21 protein-coding genes are annotated in these 23,085 nt (G+C 62.8%); 12 read left to right on the top strand and 9 right to left on the bottom strand.

Annotated elements, in window-relative coordinates; genetic code table 11:
* Positions 1-2: 2 nt before the first annotated feature.
* The 4 genes from metX to H620_RS0119640 form a co-directional block, all read right to left on the bottom strand.
* Positions 3-1,142 (bottom strand): homoserine O-succinyltransferase MetX, encoded by a 1,140-nt coding sequence (metX, locus tag H620_RS0119625; RefSeq protein WP_027907907.1) that lies wholly within the window; start codon positions 1,140-1,142, stop codon positions 3-5.
* Between the two features lie 89 nt (positions 1,143-1,231).
* A complete protein-coding gene (locus tag H620_RS0119630) occupies positions 1,232-1,822 on the bottom strand; it encodes a YggT family protein (protein ID WP_023378210.1) in 591 nt (196 codons plus the stop codon).
* Positions 1,823-1,832: 10 nt separating this feature from the next.
* On the bottom strand, positions 1,833-2,651 hold the full coding sequence (gene proC, locus H620_RS0119635; protein WP_023378211.1) for a pyrroline-5-carboxylate reductase: 819 nt from the start codon (positions 2,649-2,651) through the stop codon (positions 1,833-1,835).
* 38 nt (positions 2,652-2,689) lie between these two features.
* Entirely contained in the window at positions 2,690-3,376 is a 687-nt protein-coding gene (locus tag H620_RS0119640; RefSeq protein ID WP_023378212.1) for a YggS family pyridoxal phosphate-dependent enzyme, read from the bottom strand.
* A gap of 65 nt (positions 3,377-3,441) precedes the next feature.
* Here H620_RS0119640 and H620_RS0119645 point away from each other — a divergent pair, with 65 nt between their 5' ends.
* A complete protein-coding gene (locus tag H620_RS0119645; protein ID WP_027907908.1) occupies positions 3,442-4,440 on the top strand; it encodes a type IV pilus twitching motility protein PilT in 999 nt (332 codons plus the stop codon).
* 75 nt (positions 4,441-4,515) lie between these two features.
* Here the strand turns inward: H620_RS0119645 and H620_RS0119650 are convergent, their stop codons facing one another.
* Entirely contained in the window at positions 4,516-5,142 is a 627-nt protein-coding gene (locus H620_RS0119650; RefSeq protein WP_023378214.1) for a C40 family peptidase, read from the bottom strand.
* Between the two features lie 168 nt (positions 5,143-5,310).
* Between H620_RS0119650 and H620_RS0119655 the strand changes: the two genes are divergently transcribed.
* The gene (locus H620_RS0119655) at positions 5,311-5,730 is read left to right on the top strand and encodes an NINE protein (protein ID WP_023378215.1); all 420 of its coding nucleotides are present in this window, start codon (positions 5,311-5,313) and stop codon (positions 5,728-5,730) included.
* Positions 5,731-5,771: 41 nt separating this feature from the next.
* On the opposite strand, the gene H620_RS0119660 is transcribed toward H620_RS0119655, so the two are convergent.
* From H620_RS0119660 to H620_RS0119670, 3 genes are all read right to left on the bottom strand, one after another.
* Positions 5,772-6,470: an SPOR domain-containing protein gene (locus H620_RS0119660; RefSeq protein WP_023378216.1), complete on the bottom strand. Its 699-nt coding sequence runs from the start codon at positions 6,468-6,470 to the stop codon at positions 5,772-5,774.
* Position 6,471: 1 nt separating this feature from the next.
* Complete coding sequence (gene argS / locus H620_RS0119665) at positions 6,472-8,208, bottom strand: arginine--tRNA ligase (RefSeq protein WP_023378217.1); 1,737 nt, start codon at positions 8,206-8,208, stop codon at positions 6,472-6,474.
* 108 nt (positions 8,209-8,316) lie between these two features.
* Positions 8,317-10,536 (bottom strand): primosomal protein N', encoded by a 2,220-nt coding sequence (locus H620_RS0119670; protein ID WP_023378218.1) that lies wholly within the window; start codon positions 10,534-10,536, stop codon positions 8,317-8,319.
* Positions 10,537-10,704: 168 nt separating this feature from the next.
* On the opposite strand from H620_RS0119670, the gene rpmE reads away from it, so the two are divergent.
* The 3 genes from rpmE to H620_RS0119685 all read left to right on the top strand — a co-directional run bounded on the left by rpmE (position 10,705) and on the right by H620_RS0119685 (position 13,192).
* Positions 10,705-10,920, top strand: a complete 216-nt coding sequence (gene rpmE, locus H620_RS0119675; protein ID WP_023378219.1) for a 50S ribosomal protein L31 — start codon at positions 10,705-10,707, stop codon at positions 10,918-10,920.
* 2 nt (positions 10,921-10,922) lie between these two features.
* Positions 10,923-11,744, top strand: a complete 822-nt coding sequence (locus tag H620_RS0119680) for a thermonuclease family protein (protein WP_023378220.1) — start codon at positions 10,923-10,925, stop codon at positions 11,742-11,744.
* 179 nt (positions 11,745-11,923) lie between these two features.
* A complete protein-coding gene (locus H620_RS0119685) occupies positions 11,924-13,192 on the top strand; it encodes a malic enzyme-like NAD(P)-binding protein (protein WP_023378221.1) in 1,269 nt (422 codons plus the stop codon).
* A gap of 244 nt (positions 13,193-13,436) precedes the next feature.
* Here H620_RS0119685 and H620_RS0119690 read toward each other — a convergent pair whose 3' ends face one another.
* On the bottom strand, positions 13,437-15,887 hold the full coding sequence (locus H620_RS0119690; RefSeq protein WP_374374102.1) for a penicillin-binding protein 1A: 2,451 nt from the start codon (positions 15,885-15,887) through the stop codon (positions 13,437-13,439).
* A gap of 174 nt (positions 15,888-16,061) precedes the next feature.
* On the opposite strand from H620_RS0119690, the gene pilM reads away from it, so the two are divergent.
* The 7 genes from pilM to H620_RS0119725 all read left to right on the top strand — a co-directional run bounded on the left by pilM (position 16,062) and on the right by H620_RS0119725 (position 23,052).
* Positions 16,062-16,952 (top strand): type IV pilus biogenesis protein PilM, encoded by an 891-nt coding sequence (gene pilM, locus H620_RS0119695; protein WP_027907910.1) that lies wholly within the window; start codon positions 16,062-16,064, stop codon positions 16,950-16,952.
* Entirely contained in the window at positions 16,940-17,476 is a 537-nt protein-coding gene (locus tag H620_RS0119700) for a PilN domain-containing protein (RefSeq protein WP_023378224.1), read from the top strand. Before pilM ends, H620_RS0119700 begins: the two co-directional genes overlap by 13 nt.
* 56 nt (positions 17,477-17,532) lie before the next feature.
* Positions 17,533-18,480: a pilus assembly protein PilP gene (locus H620_RS0119705; RefSeq protein WP_244880974.1), complete on the top strand. Its 948-nt coding sequence runs from the start codon at positions 17,533-17,535 to the stop codon at positions 18,478-18,480.
* Positions 18,467-19,681, top strand: a complete 1,215-nt coding sequence (locus H620_RS26010) for a type IV pilus secretin PilQ (RefSeq protein ID WP_049818832.1) — start codon at positions 18,467-18,469, stop codon at positions 19,679-19,681. The genes H620_RS0119705 and H620_RS26010 overlap by 14 nt, the downstream gene beginning before the upstream one ends.
* Before the next feature lie 4 nt (positions 19,682-19,685).
* The gene (gene aroK, locus H620_RS0119715) at positions 19,686-20,204 is read left to right on the top strand and encodes a shikimate kinase AroK (RefSeq protein ID WP_023378227.1); all 519 of its coding nucleotides are present in this window, start codon (positions 19,686-19,688) and stop codon (positions 20,202-20,204) included.
* A gap of 97 nt (positions 20,205-20,301) precedes the next feature.
* Complete coding sequence (aroB, locus tag H620_RS0119720) at positions 20,302-21,399, top strand: 3-dehydroquinate synthase (protein WP_023378228.1); 1,098 nt, start codon at positions 20,302-20,304, stop codon at positions 21,397-21,399.
* A gap of 15 nt (positions 21,400-21,414) precedes the next feature.
* Positions 21,415-23,052: an AAA family ATPase gene (locus H620_RS0119725; RefSeq protein ID WP_027907912.1), complete on the top strand. Its 1,638-nt coding sequence runs from the start codon at positions 21,415-21,417 to the stop codon at positions 23,050-23,052.
* The last annotated feature ends 33 nt before the right edge of the window (positions 23,053-23,085 follow it).

Here is a 23,085-nt window from a genome sequence, read left to right on the forward strand (position 1 = left end):
CCTCAGATGGCGATGCGGTTCATGTAGTTCGAGAAGCCCTGAATGTACCGAGGTGTCGGGATCAGGAAGGCATCGTGCCCATAGGGTGAGTCGATATCCAGGTAGCAGACGTTCTTGCGTGCGGCCATCAGGGCATCGACGATCTCCCGTGAGCGGGCCGGCGAGAAGCGCCAGTCGGTCGTGAACGACATGATGCAATAGTCGGCCTTGACGTGGGCCAGGGTCGCCGCGAGGTCGCCACCGTGGGCGGCGGCGGGGTCGAAGTAGTCCAGCGCCTTCGTCATCAGCAGGTAGGTGTTGGCGTCGAAGCGGCCGGAGAACTCTTCACCCTGGTAACGCAGGTAGCTCTCGACCTGGAATTCGACGCTGTGGAAGTCGTAGTTGAGCTTGTCGCTCTTGAGCTCGCGCCCGAATTTCTCACCCATCGAGTCATCGGACAGGTAGGTGATGTGGCCCACCATGCGGGCCAGCATCAGGCCGCGCTTGGGGATCACGCCCTGGTCCTGGAACGAGCCACCGTGGAACTCGGGGTCGGTGAGGATGGCCTGGCGAGCGACTTCGTTGAACGCGATGTTCTGCGCCGACAGCTTGGGGGCCGATGCGATGTCGACGCAATGGCGCACGCGGTCGGGGTAGGTGATGGTCCACTGCAAGGCCTGCATGCCGCCGAGGCTGCCGCCCACGACCGCGGCCCACTGCCGGATGCCCAGACGATCGGCCAGGCGCGCCTGGCTGTGTACCCAGTCTTCCACCGTGAGGACCGGGAAGTCGGCGCCATAAGGCTTGCCGCTGGCAGGGTTGATGCTGCTGGGGCCAGTGCTACCGTTACAGCCGCCCAGGTTGTTCAGGCTGACGACGAAGAAGCGGTTGGTATCGATCGGTTTGCCAGGGCCGATGCAACTGTCCCACCAGCCCGGCTTGCGGTCGGTGACGGCATGGTAGCCTGCGGCATGGTGATGGCCAGACAACGCATGGCAGATCAGCACGGCATTGCTCGCGCTGGCGTTCAGGGTGCCATAGGTCTCGAATACCAGCTCATAGCTGGCGAGGGAGCGGCCACAGGCCAAGGCCAACGGTTCATCGAACCGGGCAATTTGCGGTGTTACCAGACCGACGGAATCTTCGGGAAGGACAGTGGACATCGACCCTGCTCACGCTTGACGGAGGCGTAAGTCTAAAGAGCGCTACCCCTAGCGGCAAGCGAAGGCTTGCCGCCAGGTATCACCCAGGGTCAGATCATCCGCCACAGCTCTTGTGGCATGCCCGCGTAGGCCGCCAGCGGAGGCATGACGAACGACTGGACCACCTGGATGGCCAGGAAGGCGAAGATCGGCGAGATGTCCATGCCGCCAAGGTTCGGCACGATACGGCGGAACGGTGCCAGCACCGGCTCGCTGATCTGGTAGGCCAGTTCGGCGGCAGGGTTGTGGCTGTTCGGTGCGACCCAGGAAACGATCACCATCACGATCATCGCCACCCAGAAGATCTTCAGGAACAGCGAGGTGATACCGATGATCGCCCACATCAGCAGGTGCAGGATATCGCCGAAGGTCCCGTAGGTGACCATCAGCACGAAGCCCATCAGCAGTGCCTGGATGACCACCGACAGCAGCAGCGAGGATGTATCCAGGCCACCGACGCTGGGGATGATGCGGCGAATCGGCTTGAGCAGTGGCTGGGTAGCGCGCACCGCGAACTGGCACAGCGGGTTGTAGAAGTTGGCCTTGACCAGTTGCAGCACGAAGCGCAGCAGGACGATCACCAGGTACAGGCTGACCAGGGTCTGCACCACGAAAATCAAGGCGCCGGACAGTGCATTCATCAAAAGCTCCTTATTTGCCCAATTGTTCGGCCAGTTCGGCGGAACGTTTCGCCGCTGCTTCCAGCGCCTGTTCCACGATGGCTTCGAAGCCGTTTGCCTGGAACGACTTGATGGCCGCTTCGGTGGTGCCGGCAGGCGAGGTGACACGGCGGCGCAGTTCGGCGGCATCGACATCGCTGGATACGGCCATGTGTGCGGCACCCAGCGCTGTTTGCAGGGTCAGCTTGGAGGCGGTTTCGCGCGGCAGGCCGAGTTTTTCACCAGCGGCGGTCATGGCCTCAATCAGCAGGAAGAAATAGGCCGGGCCGCTGCCGGAAACAGCGGTTACCGCATCCAGTTGCTGTTCTTCATCGAGCCACAGGGCGATGCCAACGGCGGACAGCAGTTGCTCGGCCTGCTGGCGTTGCACGTCGGAGACTTCCTGGGTGGCATACAGGCCGCTCACACCCTGGCGCAGCAGTGCCGGTGTATTGGGCATGCAGCGCACAACCGGGCGCGGGCCGAGCCAGGCTTGCAGGCTGGCGCAGGTGATGCCGGCGGCGATGGAGACGATCAGTTGGCCTGCTTTGAGGTCAGGGGACAGCGCCTCGCAAACGGCCTTCATGACCTGCGGCTTGACGGCCAGGACGATCACATCGGCACCGTCGATGGCCTGGGCGTTTTTTTCGAAGGTTTCGATACCGTGCTCGGCCTGAACGCGGGCGCGGGTTTCGGCACCTGGGTCGCTGGCGCGGATCTGCGAGGCGTCCAGGCCCTGGGCGCGCAGGCCGCCGATCAGGCTGGCAGCCATGTTGCCGGCGCCGATGAAGGCAATACGTGTCTTGCTCATGTCAGGTCCTTGAGGGAAAGAGTGAGTAAAGCATGGAATCAGGCGGGGCCGTAATTGCGCGCGCCGAACAGGGCGGTGCCAATGCGCACCCAGGTCGCTCCCTGAGCGATGGCCGCTTCGAGATCGTGGCTCATGCCCATGGACAAGGTGTCGCAATCAAGGTCCAGGCCTTCCTGCAAACGGCGCAGGCTGGCGAAGGCCGCCTCCTGGGCTGCGCGGTCTTCGGTGGGTTCGGGAATCGCCATCAGGCCACGCAGGCGCAGGTTGGGCAGCGCAGCCACCGCCTTTGCCAGCGCAGGCAAGTCGGCCGGAGCGCAGCCAGACTTGCTGTCCTCGCCGCTGACGTTCACCTGCAGGCAGATGTTGAGCGGCGCTAGGCCGGCAGGCCGTTGTTCGGACAAGCGTTGAGCGATTTTCAGGCGGTCCACGGAATGTACCCAGTCGAAGTGCTCGGCGATGGCTTTGGTCTTGTTCGACTGAATGGGGCCGATGAAGTGCCAGATCAAGGGCAGGTCGCGCAGTTCGTCCTGTTTGGCCAGGGCTTCCTGCAGGTAGTTTTCGCCGACGTCGCGGACACCGGCGGCATGGATCTCGCGGATGGCACTGGCCGGTTTGGTCTTGCTCACGGCCAGCAGTTGGACGCTGGCCGGCTCACGGCCGGCAGCCCGTGCCGCGCTTTCGATGCGGTTGGCGAGGGCGGAAAGGTTGTCTGCTATGGTGGACATGGATCGCTGCCGTCGGCTCATGGGTCTGCGGCATTCTACCTGCTTGATGGTCTTTAGGGAGTCTCATGGACGTGACTGACCTCTTGGCCCGGGCGATGGCTGCAGGGGCGAGTGACCTGCACCTGGCCGCGGGCGACGTACCGCTGATTCGCCTGGATGGCGAGCTGCAACGCCTGGATCTGCCGCCGTTGTCGGCGACGGCGCTGCACGACGGGCTGGCGCCTTTGCTGGCCGAAGCGCAGTGTCGCCAGTGGGCGCAAGGTGATGAGCTGGACCTGGCGCTCGATCTCCCCTCGCTTGGGCGTATCCGCTTGAATCTGTTTCGCCAGTCGAATGGGCCTGCGGTGGCCATGCGGATCATTGCGCAACGAATCGCCACACTCGAAGCGTTAGGCCTGACAGAAGTGTTTCGAGCTTTTGCCCAACATACCGATGGCCTCGTCCTGGTAGGTGGGCCGACCGGTAGCGGGAAGTCCAGCACGCTGGCCGCGCTGGTCGACCAGCTCAATCGCGAGCGCTCGCTGCACATCATCACATTGGAAGACCCTATCGAAGTTATCCACAGTTGCCAGCGCAGCCTGGTCAACCAGCGCGAGATCGGACGCCACTGTCGTGACTTCGCCCAGGGGTTGCGCAGTGCACTGCGCCAAGACCCGGATGTCATCGTGATCGGCGAACTGAGGGATCTCGAAACGATTCGTCTGGCGCTCCGGGCTGCCGAGACGGGGCATCTGGTGCTGGCGACCGTCCATACCCGGTCGGCGATCAACAGCATCGACCGTCTGGTGGAGGTGTTTGCCGCCGAGGAGAAGCCGTTGGTCAGGGCCATGCTGGCCGAATCGCTGCGCTTGGTGGTAGCGCAGGTGCTGGTGAAACGAAGAGGTGGCGGCCGGGTGGCGGCGCGGGAAGTGTTGGTGGCGACGCCCGCTGTGCGTAACCTGATCCGAGAGGGGCGAGCGGCGCAGTTGCAGTCCGTGATGCAGTCGGGGGCGGCGGCGGGGATGAAGACGATGGAAGGAGCGATGGAGGCGTTGAGGGCAGAAGGGCTGATCGACGCGTTGTAGCGGCCTATTCGCCGACAAGCTGGCGCCTACAGGTTGTTGTGCGTTCTGCAGGTGCTGGCTTGTCGACGCTGAGGTTTAGCGCTTGGCCAGCGCCAATTGCTGCTGTTGCTTGGGCAAGACCCGCTTGGCCACTACATAGTGCTTCTGCCAGTAAGGTTTGCTCAGGGTGTCGATGCTCACACGCTTGCCGCGGCGCGGTGCATGGATGAAGCGGTCGTTCCCCAGGTAGATCGCCACGTGGTTGACGCGGCGGCTCTTGATGTTGAAGAAAATCAGGTCGCCTGGCTTGAGGTCGCTCTTCGCCACCTTCACGCCCTGGCCCTGAGCCATCGCATTGGAGGTGCGCGGCAGGTCGACGTCGGCCACATCGTTGAAGGCGTATTTCACCAGCCCACTGCAGTCGAAGCCCTTGGTCGGGCTGCTGCCACCCCAGCGATAAGGGGTGCCCAGGACATTGACTGCCCGGCTGAGCACATTGCTGCTCTGCTTGGGCGACATCGCTGCCACCGGCTGGTATTGAGCGTTGGCGACGTTGCTGGGACGCACGCGCAGGTTGGCCTGCTTGGTCGGCGCATGTTTCACCGTGGCATTGGTGGTGTAGCCAGTGAAACCGTTGGGAAGACGTTGCTCACGATTGGTGGCGTGGGCGGCCAGGGGCAATAATAGGCAGAGGGTCAGCCATGTCTTGAACAAAGGCGGCATAGTTGAAGCTCTTATGAATGTTTTGTGTGTGTTGGCGCGCAACTTTATAACAGCTTTTTGACCACGTTCTGATCCGTTGGTCGATTGTCATGCTGCCGTACGTCGGCCTGCGCCGAAAAAGTCACATTTTCCGTTAGAAAATTTTTGGATAACCCACGGGGGCTATGAATGAACAGTTATCAACAGGGGGCGCCGTTCCACGATACCCACAGCAAGGTACTCGGCTATCTGCTCTGGATTTTCGGCTTCACCGGGTCGCACCGCTTCTACTACGGCAAACCGATCACCGGGACGATCTGGTTCTTCACCTTGGGCCTGCTGGGCATCGGCTGGCTGATTGACCTGTTCCTGATCCCGTCGATGGATCGCGAGGCCGACCTGCGGTTTCAGTCGGGGCGGGTGGACTACAACCTTGCCTGGATCTTGCTGACGTTCCTGGGGATCTTCGGTGCACATCGCCTCTACCAGGGCAAATGGATCAGCGCGATCATCTACTTCTTCACCGGCGGGCTGTTCCTGTTGGGCGTGCTGTATGACTTCTGGACGCTGAACAGCCAGATCTCGCAGGTCAACGCCGAGCGCCGCTGATAGAAAAAAGGCCTTGTCGCGTTGGGCGGCAAGGCCTTTCTTCACTGGCGGGTTTGTCGCTGCTGCAGCAACAGGTTGCTGAAGCCAGCCCCTGCCAATTGCTTTTGGGCCACGGTCAGCTGTTCACGGTTGCTGAACGGCCCGACCAGCACGCGGTACCAGGTCTCTTCCTTGACTGTGCCGGACTCCACCTTGACCGCTTGGCCGAGCAGAATGATCTGCGCCCGCACCTTGTCGGCATCGGCCTGCTTGCGGAACGAGCCTGCCTGCAGGAAGAACTGGGTGGTGGCCGCAGGCTTGATCACTGGTGGTGCCGGAGGCGGCGTTTGCCCCATCAGGGCTGCCTGGGCGCGGGCGGTGTCGATCTTGGCGGCTTCAGCGGGTGTGACCGGGGTCACCGGCTGTGCCGGTACTGGGGGTGTCTTTTCCGGTACAGCCTCCGGTGGCACGATCACCTCGGACTCTGGCAGCAGGGTGTAGAAGTCGTACTTCGGTTTCACTGGCTGCTGTGGGGTGACCGGAGCCGTCTTGCTGGCTTCTGCCACCTTTTCTGGCTTCTGCTGTTCCGGCTTGGTGCGCTTGATGTCGCCGCCACCTGGTTCAAGCTTCATCAGGAAGACAATGAAGGCACCCACGGTCAGACCGACCGCCAGCCATACCCAGCCTGGGATCGGCTGCTTGGTCGGCGCCTGTTGACGGCTCGCGCCGCGCTTGGGAGCAGGTTTTTTCTTGGCAGCCAACTTACATGCGCTCCAGGGTTTCCAGGCCGAGCAGTTCCAGACCTTGTTTCAGGGTGCGGCCGGTCAGTGCGGCCAGGCGCAGGCGGCTTTGCTGCTGTTCCGGGTTCTCGGCAGCCAGGATCGGGCAGTTCTCGTAGAAGCTGGAGAACAGGCCGGCGAGGTCGTACAGGTAGCTGCACAGTACATGCGGAGTGCCTTTGTCGGCGACGTTGTTGAGGATTTCGCCGAACTGCGCCAGGCGTGCGGCCAGGTCCTGCTCGTGGGGCGCCTGCAATACGATCTTGCCCTCGACCTCGTCAAAGCCTTTGCCGAGCTTGCGGAAAACGCCGGCTACGCGGGTGTAGGCGTACAGCAAGTAGGGGGCGGTATTGCCTTCGAAATTGAGCATCAATTCGAAGTTGAAGCTGTAGTCACTGGTGCGGTGCTTGGACAGGTCGGCATATTTGACAGCGCCGATACCCACCACTTCGCCGATGTGGCGCAGATCGTCCTCGGCCAGGCTTGGGTTCTTTTCCTTGACCAGGGTGTAGGCGCGCTCCTTGGCTTCGGTAAGCAAGTCGATCAGCTTCACGGTGCCGCCGTCGCGGGTCTTGAATGGACGGCCATCGGCGCCGTTCATGGTGCCGAAGCCCATGTGTTCCATTCGCATCGGATGGCCGACGAAGCCGGCACGGCGGGCCACCTCGAACACTTGGTTGAAGTGCAGGGCCTGGCGCTGGTCAACGAAGTACAGGGCGCGATCGGCCTTGAGCACGTTGCTGCGGTAGCGCACTGCAGCCAGGTCGGTGGTGGCGTACAGGTAGCCGCCGTCGGCTTTCTGCACGATTACCGGCAGAGGTTCGCCTTCGCTGTTCTTGAATTCCTCGAGGAACACGCATTGTGCGCCCTGGTCTTCGACCAGCAGGCCCTTGGCCTTGAGGTCGGCGACCACATTGGCCAGGTCATCGTTGTAGGCGCTTTCGCCCATCACGTCGGCCATGGTCAGTTTGACGTTGAGCAACTCGTAGGTTTTCTGGCAGTGCGACAGCGAGATGTCCTTGAAGCGTGTCCACAGCGCCATGCAATCCGGGTCGCCGGCTTGCAGCTTCACGACCAGGCCACGGGCGCGGGTAGCGAACTCTTCGGATTCGTCGAAACGTTTTTTGGCGGCGCGGTAGAAGTTTTCCAGGTCCGACAGTTCGTCGCTGGTGATTGGGTTTTCTTCCAGATACGCCAGCAGCATGCCGAACTGGGTCCCCCAGTCGCCCACGTGGTTCTGGCGGATCACGTCATCGCCGAGGAATTCCAGCACGCGCGCGACACTGTCACCGATGATGGTCGAACGCAGGTGGCCGACGTGCATCTCCTTGGCCAGGTTCGGCGCCGACATGTCGATCACGACCTTTTCCGCCGGCCCCGCCTTGTGCACGCCCAGGTGGGCATCGGCCAATGCGGCGTCCAGGCGGTTGGCCAGGGCGTCGGTGTTCTGGAAGAAGTTCAGGAAGCCTGGGCCGGCGATCTCGACCTTGCTGATGTCGGCGCTGGCCGGCAGCGCATCGATCAGCTTTTCGGCCAGGTCGCGGGGCTTCATGCCCGCAGGCTTGGCCAGCATCATGGCGATGTTGCTGGCGAAGTCGCCGTGGGTCTTGTCCCGGGCGTTTTCCACCTGGATCGCCGGCGACAGCCCTTCAGGCAGCACACCGTCGGTGACGAGTTGGGTGAGGGCTTGCTGGATCAGCTGGCGAATGGTGTCTTTCATGGGGTTCTCTTTTCGACCGCAAGCGCGGTGGAGCGCCTGGATGCGCAGGTGGAAAAACTGGGCATTATCCGTTGCTGGGGCCGGGTTGCCAACCTTTGCGCGGCAACCTTAATAAAGGTCGACTGGATCGACATCCAGTGACCAGCGTACCTGACGCCCGCTCGGCATCTGCTCCAACACTAGCAACCAGGCGCTGATCAGTCGATGCAAGGGGGCGCGGGTGTTGGCCTGGATCAAGAGTTGAGCGCGGAAGCGTCCCGCGCGGCGCTCCATCGGTGCAGGCACTGGGCCCAACAGCTCGATACCAGGCAGGGCCTGCTCGGCAACCAGTCGCTCGGCTGCGGCGCACGCCTCGTCGAGGAAGCTTTCTGCCTGGCCCGGTTTGTGGGCTTCGGCACGCAGCAGGGCGAGGTGGGAATACGGCGGAAGGCCCGCCGTGCGGCGCTCGCTCAGGGCCTGTTCGGCGAAGGCGAAATAGCCTTGCTCGGTCAGTTGCACCAGCAGCGGATGATCGGCCAGGTGGGTCTGGATGATGACCTTGCCTGGCTCCTCCGCACGGCCAGCACGGCCTGCTACCTGGACGATCAACTGCGCCATGCGCTCGCTGGCGCGGAAATCGCCGGAAAACAATCCGCCATCGGCATCGAGAATGGCAACCAGGGTCACCCGCGGGAAGTGGTGACCCTTGGCCAGCATCTGGGTGCCTACGAGAATGCTCGGCTGGCCGCGCTGGATGGTGGTGAAAAGGTTGTGCATGGCGTCCTTGCGAGCGGTGCTGTCGCGGTCGACGCGCAGGATCGGGTAGTCCGGGAACAGAACCTTCAGGCGCTCTTCGGCCCGCTCGGTACCGGCCCCCACAGGGCGCAGGTCGACGTGATTGCACTGCGGGCACTGCTGCGGCAGGCGCTCGTCATAGCCGCAGTGGTGGCAGCGCAGGACACCGGAGCGCTGGTGCACGGTCATGCGGGCATCGCAGCGCGGGCATTCGGACAACCAGCCGCAGTCATGACACAGCAGGGTGGGGGCAAAGCCGCGCCGATTGAGGAACACCAGCACCTGCTGGCCGGCTTCCAGGGTCTGGCGGATGGCCTGCTGCAGTGGGCCACTGATGCCACTGTCCAATGGCAGGCTTTTCACATCCAGGCGCAGCATGCGCGGGGCGCGGGCGCCGCCGGCGCGCTGGTTCATGCGGAGCAGGCGGTAGCGTCCGGTCAGGGCGTTGTGCAGGGTTTCCAGCGAAGGTGTCGCGGAGCCGAGTACGATCGGGATGTTCTCTTGATGCGCCCGTACCAGCGCGAGGTCGCGGGCGTGATAGCGCAGCCCTTCCTGCTGTTTATAAGAGCCGTCGTGCTCCTCGTCGATGATGATCAGGCCTGGGTTCTTCATCGGCGTGAACAAGGCCGAGCGCGTTCCGATGATGATGTCGGCTTCGCCATCACGGGCGGCCAGCCAGGCGTCGAGGCGCTCGCGGTCGTTGACGGCCGAATGCAGCAAGGCGATGCGGGCATTGAAGCGTTGCTCGAAGCGCGCCAGGGTCTGTGGGCCCAGGTTGATCTCCGGAATCAGCACCAGTGCCTGCTTGCCGGCCTCCAGGGTTTCGCGGATCAGTTGCAGGTAGACCTCGGTCTTGCCGCTGCCGGTGACACCAGCCAGGAGAAAGGCGGCGAAGCTGCCAAAGCCCTCGCGCACGGTGTCGAAGGCCTCGCGCTGCTCTTCATTGAGCGGCAGTTCCGGCTGAGCCAGCCAGTGCTCATGCCGTGCCCCGGGCAGATGGCGGCGGACCTCGACCTGGACCAGGTCCTTGGCCAGCAGCAGGTCCAGGCTGTCCTTGTTCAGGTTGAGTTTGCTCAACAGGCTATGGGCCACGCCGTGCGGATGCTGGGCCAGTGTCTTGAGTGCATCACGCTGGCGCGGAGCACGGGCGATGCGTGGGTCTTCCAGGCGCGCGCCAGGGGCGACGTGCCAGAAGCGCTCCTGGCGCATCTCGGCCGGTTCACCCTGGCGCAGCAGGGAGGGCAGCGCCCAGCTCAGGGTGTCGCCCAAGCTGTGCTGGTAGTACTGGGCGGTCCACAGGCACAGCTTGAACAGGGCAGTGGGCACGGGTGAGACCGGGTCGAGCAGGGTAATCGCCGGCTTTAGCTTGTCAGCGGGCACTTCGCTCTGGTCGCAGACCTCCACCAGCACGCCGATGATTTCGCGCCGGCCGAATGGCACGCGAATACGCATGCCAGGCTCCAGTACCTGGCGCGCCATGCTCGCCGGTGCCCGATAGTCGAACAGGCGACGCAAGGGAGAAGGGAGGGCAAGGCGCAGTATGACGTCGGACACGCGGAAGGTCTCGGCAGGGTATTTCAACGAGTGGCGAGACTAGCAGACGACCGTCGGTGCAAGCGACAACTTGCGCTGACGCTGTGCTCTGGTATTATTCGCCGCCTAATTACGTGCGGTATTCAACAATTGGTGTTGGGTGGCGGCACGCAGCTCGAGGAAGTGACCATGAAAGCAGATATTCATCCGAACTACGAAGTAGTTGCAGTCACCTGCAGCTGCGGCAACAAATTCGAAACCCGTTCGACCCTGGCCAAGCCGCTGGCGATCGACGTGTGCTCCCAGTGCCACCCGTTCTACACTGGTAAGCAGAAAGTCCTGGACACCGGTGGTCGCGTACAGAAGTTCGCCGATCGCTTCGGTATGTTCGGTACCAAGAAGTAATCATGCGCATGGCGAATCCTTCGGGCTTCGCATTGCTGCAAAAAAAGGCGCCCCTTGTGGGCGCTTTTTTTGTGGGCGCGATGTGGCATTTTCCGGCTCTGGCGTTCTGCCCGCTGCCGGAAAACCCGCAGATGGTAGCCGTGCGACAGATCGTCGATGGCGATACCTTGCGCCTGACCGACGGTCGCAGTGTGCGTCTGATCGGTATCAATGCCCCGGAGATTGGGCGCCAAGGGCGCAGCAGTGAGCCTTACGCCGAAATGGCCAGGCAACGCCTGCAGGCGTTGGTCAAGGCCAGTGATGGCCGCGTAGGCCTGGTGCCGGGTGTCGAGGCAAAGGACAGGTACGGCCGCACCTTGGCCCATGTCTACGGCCGCAATGGCGACAATTTCGAAGCTCGTTTACTCAGCGAGGGGCTTGGCTATCGTGTCGCGGTCGCGCCCAATGTTCGCCTCGCCGGTTGCCAGCAGAGCGCCGAACAGGCAGCGCGTGCTTCCGGAGCGGGGTTGTGGCGACGTTCACCGGTGGTGCGCGGTGGCGATGTCAAACGGTCCGGGTTTGCCGTGATCGGCGGCAGAATCACCGGCATCGAGCGCAATCGCGGTGGTGTCTGGCTCGAACTCGACGATGCGCTGGTGCTGCAGGTTCCCGCTCGTCTGCAACGCAACTTCCCTTCGAGCTTCTTCGATAACCTCAAGGGACGCCAGGTCGAAGCGCGTGGCTGGGTGCTGGACCGTTCCCGCAAGGGGGGGCTTAAGCCAGGGCAGCGACGCTGGGTGTTGCCATTGACTGATCCGAGCATGCTGGAGCGCGTTTCACGGTGAAATAATTGTAGACATTTCGCTATCAGATTGTACACACTGGAAGCCGTATCCACCGTGGGTTGTAGCGTAAAGTCGTAGGCTAAAGGCCTTGACACAAGTGACTGACCAGTCTTGTGGCTCCCCGGCTCTTTGCGTATCCTCGGCGGTCCGTCAGAACAGTAAATAGCGGAATGCCCACCATGTCAGACCTGAAAACCGCCGCTCTCGAATATCACGCTCAACCTCGTCCGGGGAAACTGAGCGTCGAGCTCTCCAAGCCAACTGCCACCGCCCGCGACCTCGCCCTGGCCTACAGCCCAGGTGTTGCCGAGCCCGTGCGCGAGATCGGCCGTGATCCGGAGCTGGCCTACAAATACACCGGCAAGGGCAACCTGGTTGCGGTGATCTCCGATGGCACTGCCATCCTCGGTCTGGGTGACCTCGGCCCACTGGCGTCCAAGCCGGTCATGGAAGGCAAGGGTGTTCTGTTCAAGCGTTTCGCTGGTATCGATGTATTCGACATCGAAGTCGACTCCGAAAGCCCACAGGCGTTCATCGACACCGTCAAGCGTATCTCCATCACCTTCGGTGGTATCAACCTCGAAGACATCAAGGCGCCTGAGTGCTTCGAGATCGAGCGCACCCTGATCGAGCAGTGCGATATCCCGGTCTTCCACGATGACCAGCACGGCACCGCTATCGTGACTGCCGCTGGCATGATCAACGCCCTGGAAATCGCCGGCAAGAAACTCGAAGATGCCAAGATCGTCTGCCTGGGTGCTGGTGCCGCCGCTATCTCCTGCATGAAGCTGCTGGTCAGCATGGGTGCCAAGGTCGAGAACATCTTCATGATCGACCGTAGCGGCGTGATTCACGCCGGTCGTGACGACCTGAACCAGTACAAGGCTCAGTTCGCCCACGCCACCGACAAGCGCACGCTGGCCGATGCCCTGGATGGTGCCGACGTGTTCGTTGGTCTGTCCGGTCCGAACCTACTGAGCGCTGAAGGCCTGAAGTCGATGGCAGCCAACCCGATCGTGTTCGCGTGCTCGAACCCTGATCCGGAAATCTCCCCAGAGCTGGCCCACGCCACCCGCAGCGATGTGATCATGGCGACCGGTCGTTCCGACTACCCGAACCAGGTCAACAACGTGCTGGGCTTCCCGTTCATCTTCCGTGGCGCTCTGGACGTTCGTGCCAAGCGCATCAACGAAGAAATGAAGATCGCCGCCGCCGTCGCCCTGAAAGACCTGGCCAAGCTGCCGGTGCCGAAGGAAGTCTGCGAAGCCTACGGTGTTGAAGGTCTGGAGTTCGGCCGTGAGTACATCATTCCGAAGCCGCTGGATGCACGTCTGATCACCGTCGTTTCCGATGCCGTGGCCAAGGCTGCGATCGAATCCGGCGTGGCTACCCTGCCGTATCCGAAGCACTACCCGCTGAAAAGCGTGGATGAAGTGTTCAACGGCTGATCCAGTCGTAGCGATGTGAAAAAGCCCTGGCTCGCGAGAGTCGGGGCTTTTTTTCGCTTGAGTTTTGTGGGGGTGTAAATCGAGCGGCGCATCGCGAGCAGGCGCGATAAAAGGCGCTTGCGCGCATCTACCACTGACGTACTGGCCCGAAACAGACGTAGGAGCGAGCCTTGCTCGCGATGCGCCGCGCGGGCGGCGCTCGATTCACGTACCGCCGCGGCGCTAGGCAAGCACCCGAACGGGCTTAGAACAGATCCATCGGCGCTGCTTCATCCGCTGGCAGCGGGCTACCTGGCGCTGCGCCATTGCCCAGTTCATCCACCGAGGGCGGTGAGTCTTCGGCCTTGAACAGCTCGAAGTAGGCGTTCGGCGTGCTTGGCGAGGCGGCACGACCGCTGATGGGGTCGACCCGCAGGCTGAGAATGCCTTCCGGCTCGGCCGGCGCATGGTTGGGCTTGTCCTTCAGCGCCGCGCCCATGAAGTTCATCCAGATGGGCAGGGCCACGGTGCCGCCATATTCGCGGCGGCCAAGGGTTTCCGGCTGGTCGAAACCGACCCATACCGTGGTGATGTAGTCGGCGTTGTAACCAGAGAACCAGGCGTCCTTGGACTCGTTGGTAGTACCGGTCTTGCCTGCCAGGTCGGTACGGCCCAGGGCCAGCGCACGACGGCCGGTGCCTCGCTTGATCACGTCCTGAAGCATGCTGGTCAGGATGTAGGTGGTGCGGCCATCAATGATCTGCTCGGCAGCCACCGGTGCTTGTGGGGTCGGTGCGACCTGGCCGTAGCTGGACGGTGCTTCACCTGGCATCGCGGCCGTGCTGATCGGCTGCTCCGGCGCAGCCAGACCTGCATGGTCTTCGGCGCCTTGCGGGACGCGTGCCGGATTGGCGGTGAACAGGGTCTCGCCGTTGCGGCTCTCGATGCGCTCGATCAGGTAGGGGTTGATCTTGTAGCCGCCATTGGCAAAGGTGCTCCAGCCGGTGGCGATTTCCATGGGCGTCAGGGTTGCGGTCCCCAGCGCCAGCGACAGGTTGCGCGGCAAGTCCTGCTTGTTGAAGCCGAACTTGGCGATGTAATCGATGGTGCGGTCCACGCCCATCGCCTGCAGCAGGCGGATCGACACCAGGTTTCGCGACTTGTACAGGGCTTCGCGCATGCGAATCGGCCCCAGGAACGTGTTGGTGTCGTTCTTCGGACGCCAGACCTTGTCCAGGTACTCATCGACGAACACGATCGGCGCATCGTTGACCAGGCTGGAGGCGGTGTAGCCGTTGTCCAGCGCAGCGCTATAGATGAAGGGCTTGAAGCTCGAGCCCGGTTGGCGCTTGGCCTGCATCGCGCGGTTGTAGTTGCTTTGCTCGAACGAGAAGCCGCCGACCAAGGCGCGGATCGCGCCGTTGTAAGGGTCGAGGGTCACCAGAGCGCTTTGTGCGCCGGGAACCTGGCTGAACTTGAGCTTGCCATCATCCAGGCGCTGCAGGCGCACCAGGTCGCCGATCTGGGCGACATCGGCCGGCGATTGAGGCGCACGACCCTGGGAGTTGGTGTTGATGAACGGGCGGGCCCATTTCATGGTGTCCCAGGAGACTTCTTCTTCCTGGCCGCCACGGGTGAGCACTTTCAGGCCGCTCTTCTCGACCCGGGTAACGATGGCAGGCTCAAGCCCGCCCAGGGTGCGCTGCTTGTTAAGCTCTTGCAGCCAGGCTGCCTGGGTCTTGCCCGGGAAACGTGCCTCGGGGCCGCGGTAGCCGTGGCGCTCATCGTAATCGGAAAGCCCATTGAGGACGGCCTTGTTGGCCATTTCCTGCATGTCGCTCGGCACCGTGGTGGTCACCCGGAAACCTTCGGTATAGGCATCGCTGCCGTAGCGGCCAACCATCTCGGCGCGGGCCATCTCGGCGATGTAGGGTGCATTCACCTCGGGCGTCGGCACGTGGTAGCTGGCGTTCAACGGTTCGGCCAGGGCGGCCTGGTAGCTTGCCTCGTCGATTTTGCCGAGCTTGTACATGCGGCCGAGAATCCAGTCGCGGCGCTCCTTGGCGCGTACCGGGTTGGCCAGCGGGTTGAAGCGAGACGGAGCCTTGGGCAGGCCGGCGATCATTGCCATTTGTGCCAGGCTCACGTCACGGATCGACTTCCCGTAGTAAACCTGAGCGGCGGCCTCGATGCCGTAGGCGCGGTTACCCAGGTAGATCTTGTTGACGTACAGCTCGAGGATCTCGTCCTTGGTCAGTTCGCGTTCGATCTGCAAGGCAAGGAGGATCTCGTTGGTTTTACGCGAGAAGCTGCGCTCGCTGGTGAGGAAGTAGTTCTTCGCCACCTGCATGGTGATGGTGCTGCCGCCGGTCTGGATGTGCCCGGACTTTACCAGCTGGCTCGCAGCGCGCATCAGGCTGCTTGGGTCGACGCCATAGTGGTTGAGGAAATTGTCGTCCTCGGCAGACAGAAGCGCCTGAATGAACTGTGGGGGAATTTCCGCGAAACGAATCGGCGAGCGGCGCATTTCGCCGAACTCGGCAATCAGCTTGCCGTCGCTGCTGTACACCCTGAGCGGGATCTGCAACTGGATACTTCTGAGCGATTCGACCGAGGGCAGGCTGGGACTAAGATACAGAAACGCACCGCTCACACCGAGTACGAGCGCGCAGGTGACTGCGACGAGTGACCACCAGAAGAACTTCAGCAGGCGTATCAAGGCTTTTGGGTGTCCAGGTTGAGGAGTGAATTGCGCGTGGGTCCGGCGGACAAAAAACGCTGGGCATTATAAGCATTTTTCGTCTTTCCGGGTGACCGGCCGGGTGGCTTGCGCAACCGTCCGGCCCATCAGGCCAGGTTGTGGTCTGCCCATTGAAGCAAGGAAACAAGGATGTTTGGACGCTTCGGCAAGGATGCCGGTTCATTGTTGGGGGTGGAAATCACCTCGGATTCCGTACGAATGCTGCAACTTCAGCGGCGACGTGGGCGCTGCCAGGTGCTGGGGTGGGCCGTAGAGCCAATCGATCTGCCTTCGGTGGGCGAACAGCTGGCGGATTCCGAGCGGATCGTGTCGGCTTTGCGGCGGGCCCATCGGCGAACAGGCATTCGTCAACGCCAGGTTGCCATGGCCCTGCCGGCGAACCAGGTGATCTGCAAGGTGTGCCAGTTGCCCGCAGGTCAGTCTGAAACCGAGCTCGAAGCGCAATTGCTGCTCGATGCCGATCAATTGTTTCCCTTCCCGCTTGAAGACCTGGCGTTGGACTTTCAGATATTGGGTGCTTCTCCGGTGCAGCCCGGTACGCTGGACGTCATGGTGGTGGCTTGCAGGCAGAGCGCCCTCGACCCGTTCGAGGCGCTGTTCCTCGATGCCGGCCTGGTGCTTGAGGTGGTGGAGGTCGACAGCCTGGCCTTGCAGCGGATGCTGCCGAAGCCCGGTGCCGATGATCTGGCTTTGGTCCGGATCGAGAGGGGCAGTGCGACCTTGCATTACTGGCCCCAAGGCGCGTTGCCGCAACGCCGGGAGGTGCAGTTAGCGCCGCCCGCCACCCGGGAGCAGGTGCGCTGTGCCGTGCAGCAGCTGCTGGACGAGCATGTGTCGGTCAGCGACATTCTGGTCGCCAGTCATGCCCCTCCCGAGCCAGGGCTGTTCCCTGAGTGGCGGACGCAGCGTGTGGCCCCTTGCCGGCGACTTCCGCCAAGGCCTGGCCTGGGTAATTGCAGCGAGACGTTGGTCCTTGCCTATGCCCTGGCGTTAGGAGGTATGGGTCAATGCCGCGCCTGAACCTGCTGCCTTGGCGTGAACGGCATCGACAGGCCGCGCTCAAGCGATTCAAGGTCTCCTTGGTTGCCAGTGGGGCCCTGGCTTTGTGCCTGGTGATCGCGCTCGATCAGCTCGCTCGCCAGCGTGTGCAGCGTCAACTTGCGCTCAACCAGCACAAGGAGGCGAAGCTTGCCGAGTTGGGTGAGCGAATGCAGTTGCTTGAGGAATCCCAGGCGGCCCTTGCGTCACTGCGCGAACAGCTCCAGGCGCTGGAAGGGCTACGGGCGGAGCAAGGTGTCCTGCAGGCCGTGTTCGTCGATCTGGAACGCGCTATTGCGCAGGGCGTTCAACTGACCGAGCTGAAGCTCGTGGATGGGCGACTGCGGATCGTCGGGCTCGCGGGGTCTGGTGCGCTGCTGGCCCAGTTGCTGCGCGATCTGGAGCGCTCATCGGTGTTGCTCGATCTTCAGCTGCACAGGGTCAGGAGCGTGCCGGGTGGTGACGAATTCTTGCTCGTGGCTCAGGTGCGAGCGTCCTGGTCATGAGGAGGCTGCAGGCAGTGGACTGGCAGGGGCTCGTGGGGCGCTCCACGGCTTTCAGGGTGCTTGTGCCCGTCGGTCTGGCGTTGACGGTGCTCATGCTGGGTGGCTTGCTCAGGTGGCCGGAGCTGCGTGAGCGCCAAGGCTTGCAGCTGGCCAGGCACGCGCAGTTGGAGCAAGAGCATCGGTCCAGGGTCGGGCAGTTGCAAACGCTGGCTGGTGCGCAGGAGGCGCTCAGCGATGCCGAGCGGCGTTTGGATCAGGCGCGCTGGAGCCTTGCAGCCGGCGAAGGCATGAGTGACCTGCTCGATCGGTTGGTGACTTCCGGGCATACGCAGGGGTTGCACATCGAACAACTGGATGTGCTCGATCACGTCATGCAGGCCGGCTACCGCCAGACGCCTTTGAATGTGCAGGTGGTGGGGCGCTACTCGGTGGTGCGGCAATGGCTGGACGACTGGCTCGGCCAAGTGCGCCTGTTACGGCCCGCTGATATGACGTTGTCAGCGGTAGAAGGTCGCCCAGGGATGTTACGACTGCGCTTGCAAGTGCACACCTACCATGCCGAAGCGCCCGAGCCGGCCAATGAGTGGCTGGCCCAAATACCTGCAAAGGCCCAACCCCTGGCTCCAGTGGTCGATCCGTTTGCCGCGTGGTCGAGTCGTTCGCCTCGGGTCGGGCTGGAGGGCATGCCTCTGGCGCAACTGGAAATGGTCGGCAGTCTTGCGCGTGGACATACATACGAAGCCTTGTTGCTGGCTGCTGGGCAGCTGCACCGCGTGCGTGCCGGTGACCGGCTGGGGCGAGACGAAGGCATTGTGGTGCGAATCGACGAACGATCGACGCAAGTGCGCGAGCGCCTCTACCTGGGCGGCGCCTGGCAGGCGCGTACGGTTGTTCTGGCGATGCGCAAGCGCCTGGAAGAGGGGAGCAGGGAAGACGATGAAATGCCTGTTGAGGTGGATCGCGGCGGCGTTGTTGGTAGTCCCGCCGGTCATGGCGGCGCCTGACCGGGGGGAGCCGCTGTCGCTGAATTTCCAGGATGTGCCCGTGCGCTCAGTGTTGCAGGTGATGGCCGACTACGCGGGCATCAACCTGGTAGCCAGCGATGCCGTGCAAGGCAACATCACGTTGAGATTGCAGGATGTGCCGTGGGATCAGGCGCTGGAGCTGGTGTTGCGCAGCAAGGGGCTGGGCCGTCGCCAAGAGGGCAATGTGTTGCTTGTGGCGCCGGCCGCCGAGTTGGCCGAGCAGTCCCGGGGCGAGCGGATCGGGCAGGAGCTGGAGGCTCAGTTGCAGCCCCTGAGCCGGGCATTGCTGCCCATCCACCATGCCAAGGCTTCTGAACTTGTCGAGTTGCTCCAGGCGACCCTGGCGGACGACGGTATTCTGACCGGTCGCGGCAGCCTGGCGGTCGATGCGCGTACCAACACGCTGATCGCCCACCAGCCAGCCGATAGGCTGGCCGAATTGCGCAGATTGGTGGCCGAACTGGACGTGCCGCTGCGGCAAGTGGCGATCGAGGCGCGCATCGTCGAGGCCAATGTCGACTACGAAAAGAGCCTGGGCGTGCGCTGGGGTGGACCGCTGTATGGCGAAACGGCGCAGTTGGGTCGTGATTTGTTCGTTGACTTGGGGGTAGACAGGGCGACCTCCGGGGTGGGGTTGGGCTTGCTGCGCGCGGAAGTGCTGCTGGATCTTGAGCTCAGTGCCATGGAGAAAAGCGGCAACGGCGAAATCATCTCGCAGCCCAAGGTGGTGACGGGCGACAAGGAAACCGCCAGAATTCTCAAAGGCACCGAAGTGCCATATCAGGAGACCAGCAAGAGCGGCGCCACGTCTGTCGCTTTCCGCGAGGCATCGTTGTCCCTCGAGGTCACGCCGCAGATCACCCCAGACGGCAAGGTGATCATGGCAGTCAGAGTGACCAAGGACGAGCCGGACTACGTCAACGCCTTGAACGACGTGCCTCCGATCCGCAAGAACGAGGTCAATGCCAGGGTTCGTGTAGCTGATGGCGAAACGATAGTGATCGGCGGAGTCTATTCGACCACGCAAAACAAAGTGATCGACAAGGTGCCATTTTTTGGCGATCTGCCGTATGTTGGGCGGCTGTTTCGACGCGATGCATTACAAGAGAAAAAATCCGAGCTGCTGGTCTTCCTGACTCCGCGTATCATGAGTGACCAGGCGATTGCTGTGAGTCGTTGATTCTGTGCGAAATTTGATACTTGTGGGGCCCATGGGCGCTGGAAAGAGCACCATCGGGCGCCTGTTGGCCAAAGAGTTGCGCCTGCTGTTCAAGGATTCCGACAAGGAAATTGAATTGCGAACCGGCGCCAACATCCCGTGGATCTTCGACAAAGAGGGCGAACCGGGCTTTCGTGACCGTGAGCAGGCGATGATCGCCGAGCTCTGCGGCCTCGATGGCGTGGTCCTGGCGACCGGCGGTGGTGCTGTGTTGCGCGAAGCCAACCGTCAGGCCCTGCATCGGGGCGGGCGGGTCATCTACCTGCATGCGTCGGTCGAGCAACAGGTCGGCCGGACAGCGCGGGACCGGAATCGCCCGTTGTTGCGCACAGCCAATCCGGAAGCGACCCTGCGAGCCTTGCTCGAAGCTCGCGACCCGCTCTACCGTGAAATCGCTGACGTGGTGGTGGAAACCGACGAGCGGCCGCCACGCATGGTCGTGCTCGATATCCTGGAGCGCTTGCAGCAGTTGCCGCCCCGGTAAGCCGGGACTATTCTCGGCGTCCGGCGCCGAGGCGAGGTTCAACGTCACCGCGTGGGTCGCTCTACCGACGCCGCGCCAAAGTACATTGTGGGGATACATGCAGACACTAAAGGTCGACCTGGGTGAGCGTAGCTACCCGATCTACATTGGCGAAGGCCTGTTGGACCAGCCTGAATTGCTGGCACCCCACATTGCCGGGCGGCAAGTCGCCATCGTCTCCAATGAGACCGTCGCGCCTCTGTACCTCGAACGCCTTGCCAATACCCTGGGCGCCTACTCGGTGCTTCCTGTGGTGTTGCCGGACGGCGAGGCCCACAAGAACTGGGAAACCCTGCAACTGATCTTCGACGCGCTGTTGACCGCCCGCCATGACCGTCGTACCACCGTGGTAGCCCTGGGTGGCGGCGTGATCGGCGACATGGCCGGTTTTGCGGCCGCCTGTTACCAGCGTGGTGTCGACTTCATCCAAGTGCCCACCACCCTGTTGTCGCAGGTCGACTCCTCCGTAGGTGGCAAGACAGGGATCAATCACCCGCTGGGCAAGAACATGGTCGGTGCCTTCTATCAGCCCAACGCGGTGCTGATCGACACCACCAGCCTCAAGACCTTGCCCCAGCGTGAGCTGTCCGCCGGCCTGGCTGAAGTGATCAAGTACGGCCTGATCTGCGACAAGCCTTTCCTGGACTGGCTCGAACAGAATATGAAAGCCCTGCGCGCCCTGGAGCCTGCGGCCTTGACCGAAGCCATCCGTCGCTCCTGTGCGGCCAAGGCGGCCGTGGTCGGTGCCGACGAGCGCGAGTCCGGCGTACGGGCGACCCTGAACCTTGGGCATACCTTTGGCCACGCCATCGAAACCCACATGGGTTATGGTGTCTGGCTGCACGGCGAAGCCGTGGCAGCGGGCACGGTAATGGCCCTGGAAATGTCCATGCGCCTTGGCTGGATCGACCAGCCGGCGCGGGACCGCGGAATCCGCCTGATGCAGGAAGCAGGTTTGCCGGTGGTGCCACCACAGGAAATGACCCCGGCGCATTTCATGGAGCATATGGCGGTCGACAAGAAGGTGCTCGACGGTCGCCTGCGTCTGGTGCTGTTGCGCCAGCTGGGTGAAGCCGTGGTAACCGACGACTATCCGAAAGAGATTCTTCAGGCCACGCTGTCGGCGGACTACCGCGCGATCGTGGCCCAGCTTTGAGGTTGTGACAGCGCAATGACCAGTTTGCATGCCGATGAGGCGTTTCTCGACCATTACCAGTTGAGCCACGATCCGTTCGCGCCGCGTGTGCCCGGCTTCAAGTTCTTCCCGGCCCAACGCAAGCCGGTGCTCGGGCAATTGCATCACTTGGCCCGTTATAGCCATTTGATGCTGGTCGTCACAGGTCCTGTAGGCAGCGGCAAGACCCTGCTGCGCCAGGCACTGGTGGCCAGCACCAACAAACAGTCCGTGCAAAGCGTGGTGGTTTCCGCCCGCGGTGCCAGCGATGCCGCCAGCGTGCTCGGGCAAGTCGCGCAGTCGCTGAGTGTGGCCCAGCCGGAGGTGCAGGCTATCCTGTCCCAGGTGGTGCAGCTGGCGCTGACCGGGCAAGAAGTCTACTTGCTGGTGGACGATGCGGAACAACTCGACGAGTCGGCACTCCAAGCGTTGCTGGAATTGGCAGCGGGCATGCCGGAAGGGCGTCCGCATGTGTTCCTGTTCGGCGAGCCGTCCCTGATTGCCGGGTTGGAGGCAATCGAAGTCGAGGAAGAGCGTTTCCATATCATCGAGCTTGCGCCCTACAGCGAGGAGGAAACCCGCGAGTACCTGGAGCAACGCCTGGATGGTGCTGGCCGGGGCATCGAGGTGTTCACCCGTGAACAGATCGTCGATATCCATGAAAACTCCGACGGCTGGCCTGGCAACATCAACCAGGTCGCCCGCGATACTTTGATCGAAGCCATGATCGCCAGCCGTGGAACGGCCAAGCGACCAACCATGGGGTTCAAAATGCCTAAGAAACACGTGCTCGCGCTGTCCGCTGTGGTTGTGGTCGCCGTTGCGGCCGCGGTTCTGATGCCGAAGAAAAGCGACAAGGCGCCCGCCGAAGCCCCTGCCGCACAGGCGCAGTTGCCGTTGGGCGAAGGTCAGCCGGGGGCTGCGCAGTCGAACAATGGTGGCCCGGCCATCGAGTTCTCCGGTACGTCCCAGCCGATGCCGCTGCCGCTGGTAGGGCAGTCGCAGCCAGTGATGCGTGAGCCGCTGGCTCAGGCCGCGGGCATGGGTGAGGGTGAGGAAGGCAGCCCGGCTGGCGACACCGCGCTGCAACCGGGCACTCCCCCTACAGTGACGACCATCGCACCGCCCCAGGGCGTGGCTGCTGGCCCTGCGCCGACGCCCGCGCAACCTGTCACCACGGCTCCGGTGCAGCCGGTTGCGCCTGCGCAGAAGCCTGTTGCAACCCAGCCTGCCAAACCGGTTGCGCCTACCAAGCCAGCCCAGGCACCGACCCAGGTCGCTGCGGCCAAGCCGGCCGCCAAGCCGGCCGCCAAGCCGGCCGAAAAACCGGCAGCCGGTGGCAGTGGCAACAGCGGCTGGTACGCGGGCCAGAAACCTGGCAACTATGTGGTGCAGATCCTTGGTACCAGCTCCGAGGCATCGGCACAGGCGTTCGTCAAGGCGCAGGGTGGCGACTATCGCTACTTCAAGAAAAACCTGCAGGGCAAACCGCTGTACGTCGTCACTTATGGCAACTTCGCCAACCGCGATGCAGCGGTTGCGGCAATCAAGAACTTGCCAGCCAAGGTCCAGGCTGGTAAACCTTGGCCACGTACCGTCGCCAGCGTCCAACAAGAGCTGGCCTCGGCCCGCTGAAACCTTCCGGGCGGCAACACCCCGCCGCCCAGT

Source organism: Pseudomonas taiwanensis DSM 21245 (assembly GCF_000425785.1).
Taxonomy (GTDB): Bacteria; Pseudomonadota; Gammaproteobacteria; order Pseudomonadales; family Pseudomonadaceae; genus Aquipseudomonas; species Aquipseudomonas taiwanensis.

What these genes read in the sequence shown, in the direction of transcription:
- metX (WP_027907907.1), bottom strand. Translation starts at nt 1,142, where the DNA reads ATGTCCACTGTCCTTCCCGAAGATTCCGTCGGTCTGGTAACACCGCAA.
- H620_RS0119630 (WP_023378210.1), bottom strand. Translation starts at nt 1,822, where the DNA reads ATGAATGCACTGTCCGGCGCCTTGATTTTCGTGGTGCAGACCCTGGTC.
- proC (WP_023378211.1), bottom strand. Translation starts at nt 2,651, where the DNA reads ATGAGCAAGACACGTATTGCCTTCATCGGCGCCGGCAACATGGCTGCC.
- H620_RS0119640 (WP_023378212.1), bottom strand. Translation starts at nt 3,376, where the DNA reads ATGTCCACCATAGCAGACAACCTTTCCGCCCTCGCCAACCGCATCGAA.
- H620_RS0119645 (WP_027907908.1), top strand. Translation starts at nt 3,442, where the DNA reads ATGGACGTGACTGACCTCTTGGCCCGGGCGATGGCTGCAGGGGCGAGT.
- H620_RS0119650 (WP_023378214.1), bottom strand. Translation starts at nt 5,142, where the DNA reads ATGCCGCCTTTGTTCAAGACATGGCTGACCCTCTGCCTATTATTGCCC.
- H620_RS0119655 (WP_023378215.1), top strand. Translation starts at nt 5,311, where the DNA reads ATGAACAGTTATCAACAGGGGGCGCCGTTCCACGATACCCACAGCAAG.
- argS (WP_023378217.1), bottom strand. Translation starts at nt 8,208, where the DNA reads ATGAAAGACACCATTCGCCAGCTGATCCAGCAAGCCCTCACCCAACTC.
- rpmE (WP_023378219.1), top strand. Translation starts at nt 10,705, where the DNA reads ATGAAAGCAGATATTCATCCGAACTACGAAGTAGTTGCAGTCACCTGC.
- H620_RS0119680 (WP_023378220.1), top strand. Translation starts at nt 10,923, where the DNA reads ATGCGCATGGCGAATCCTTCGGGCTTCGCATTGCTGCAAAAAAAGGCG.
- H620_RS0119685 (WP_023378221.1), top strand. Translation starts at nt 11,924, where the DNA reads ATGTCAGACCTGAAAACCGCCGCTCTCGAATATCACGCTCAACCTCGT.
- pilM (WP_027907910.1), top strand. Translation starts at nt 16,062, where the DNA reads ATGTTTGGACGCTTCGGCAAGGATGCCGGTTCATTGTTGGGGGTGGAA.
- H620_RS0119700 (WP_023378224.1), top strand. Translation starts at nt 16,940, where the DNA reads ATGCCGCGCCTGAACCTGCTGCCTTGGCGTGAACGGCATCGACAGGCC.
- H620_RS26010 (WP_049818832.1), top strand. Translation starts at nt 18,467, where the DNA reads ATGGCGGCGCCTGACCGGGGGGAGCCGCTGTCGCTGAATTTCCAGGAT.
- aroB (WP_023378228.1), top strand. Translation starts at nt 20,302, where the DNA reads ATGCAGACACTAAAGGTCGACCTGGGTGAGCGTAGCTACCCGATCTAC.
- H620_RS0119725 (WP_027907912.1), top strand. Translation starts at nt 21,415, where the DNA reads ATGACCAGTTTGCATGCCGATGAGGCGTTTCTCGACCATTACCAGTTG.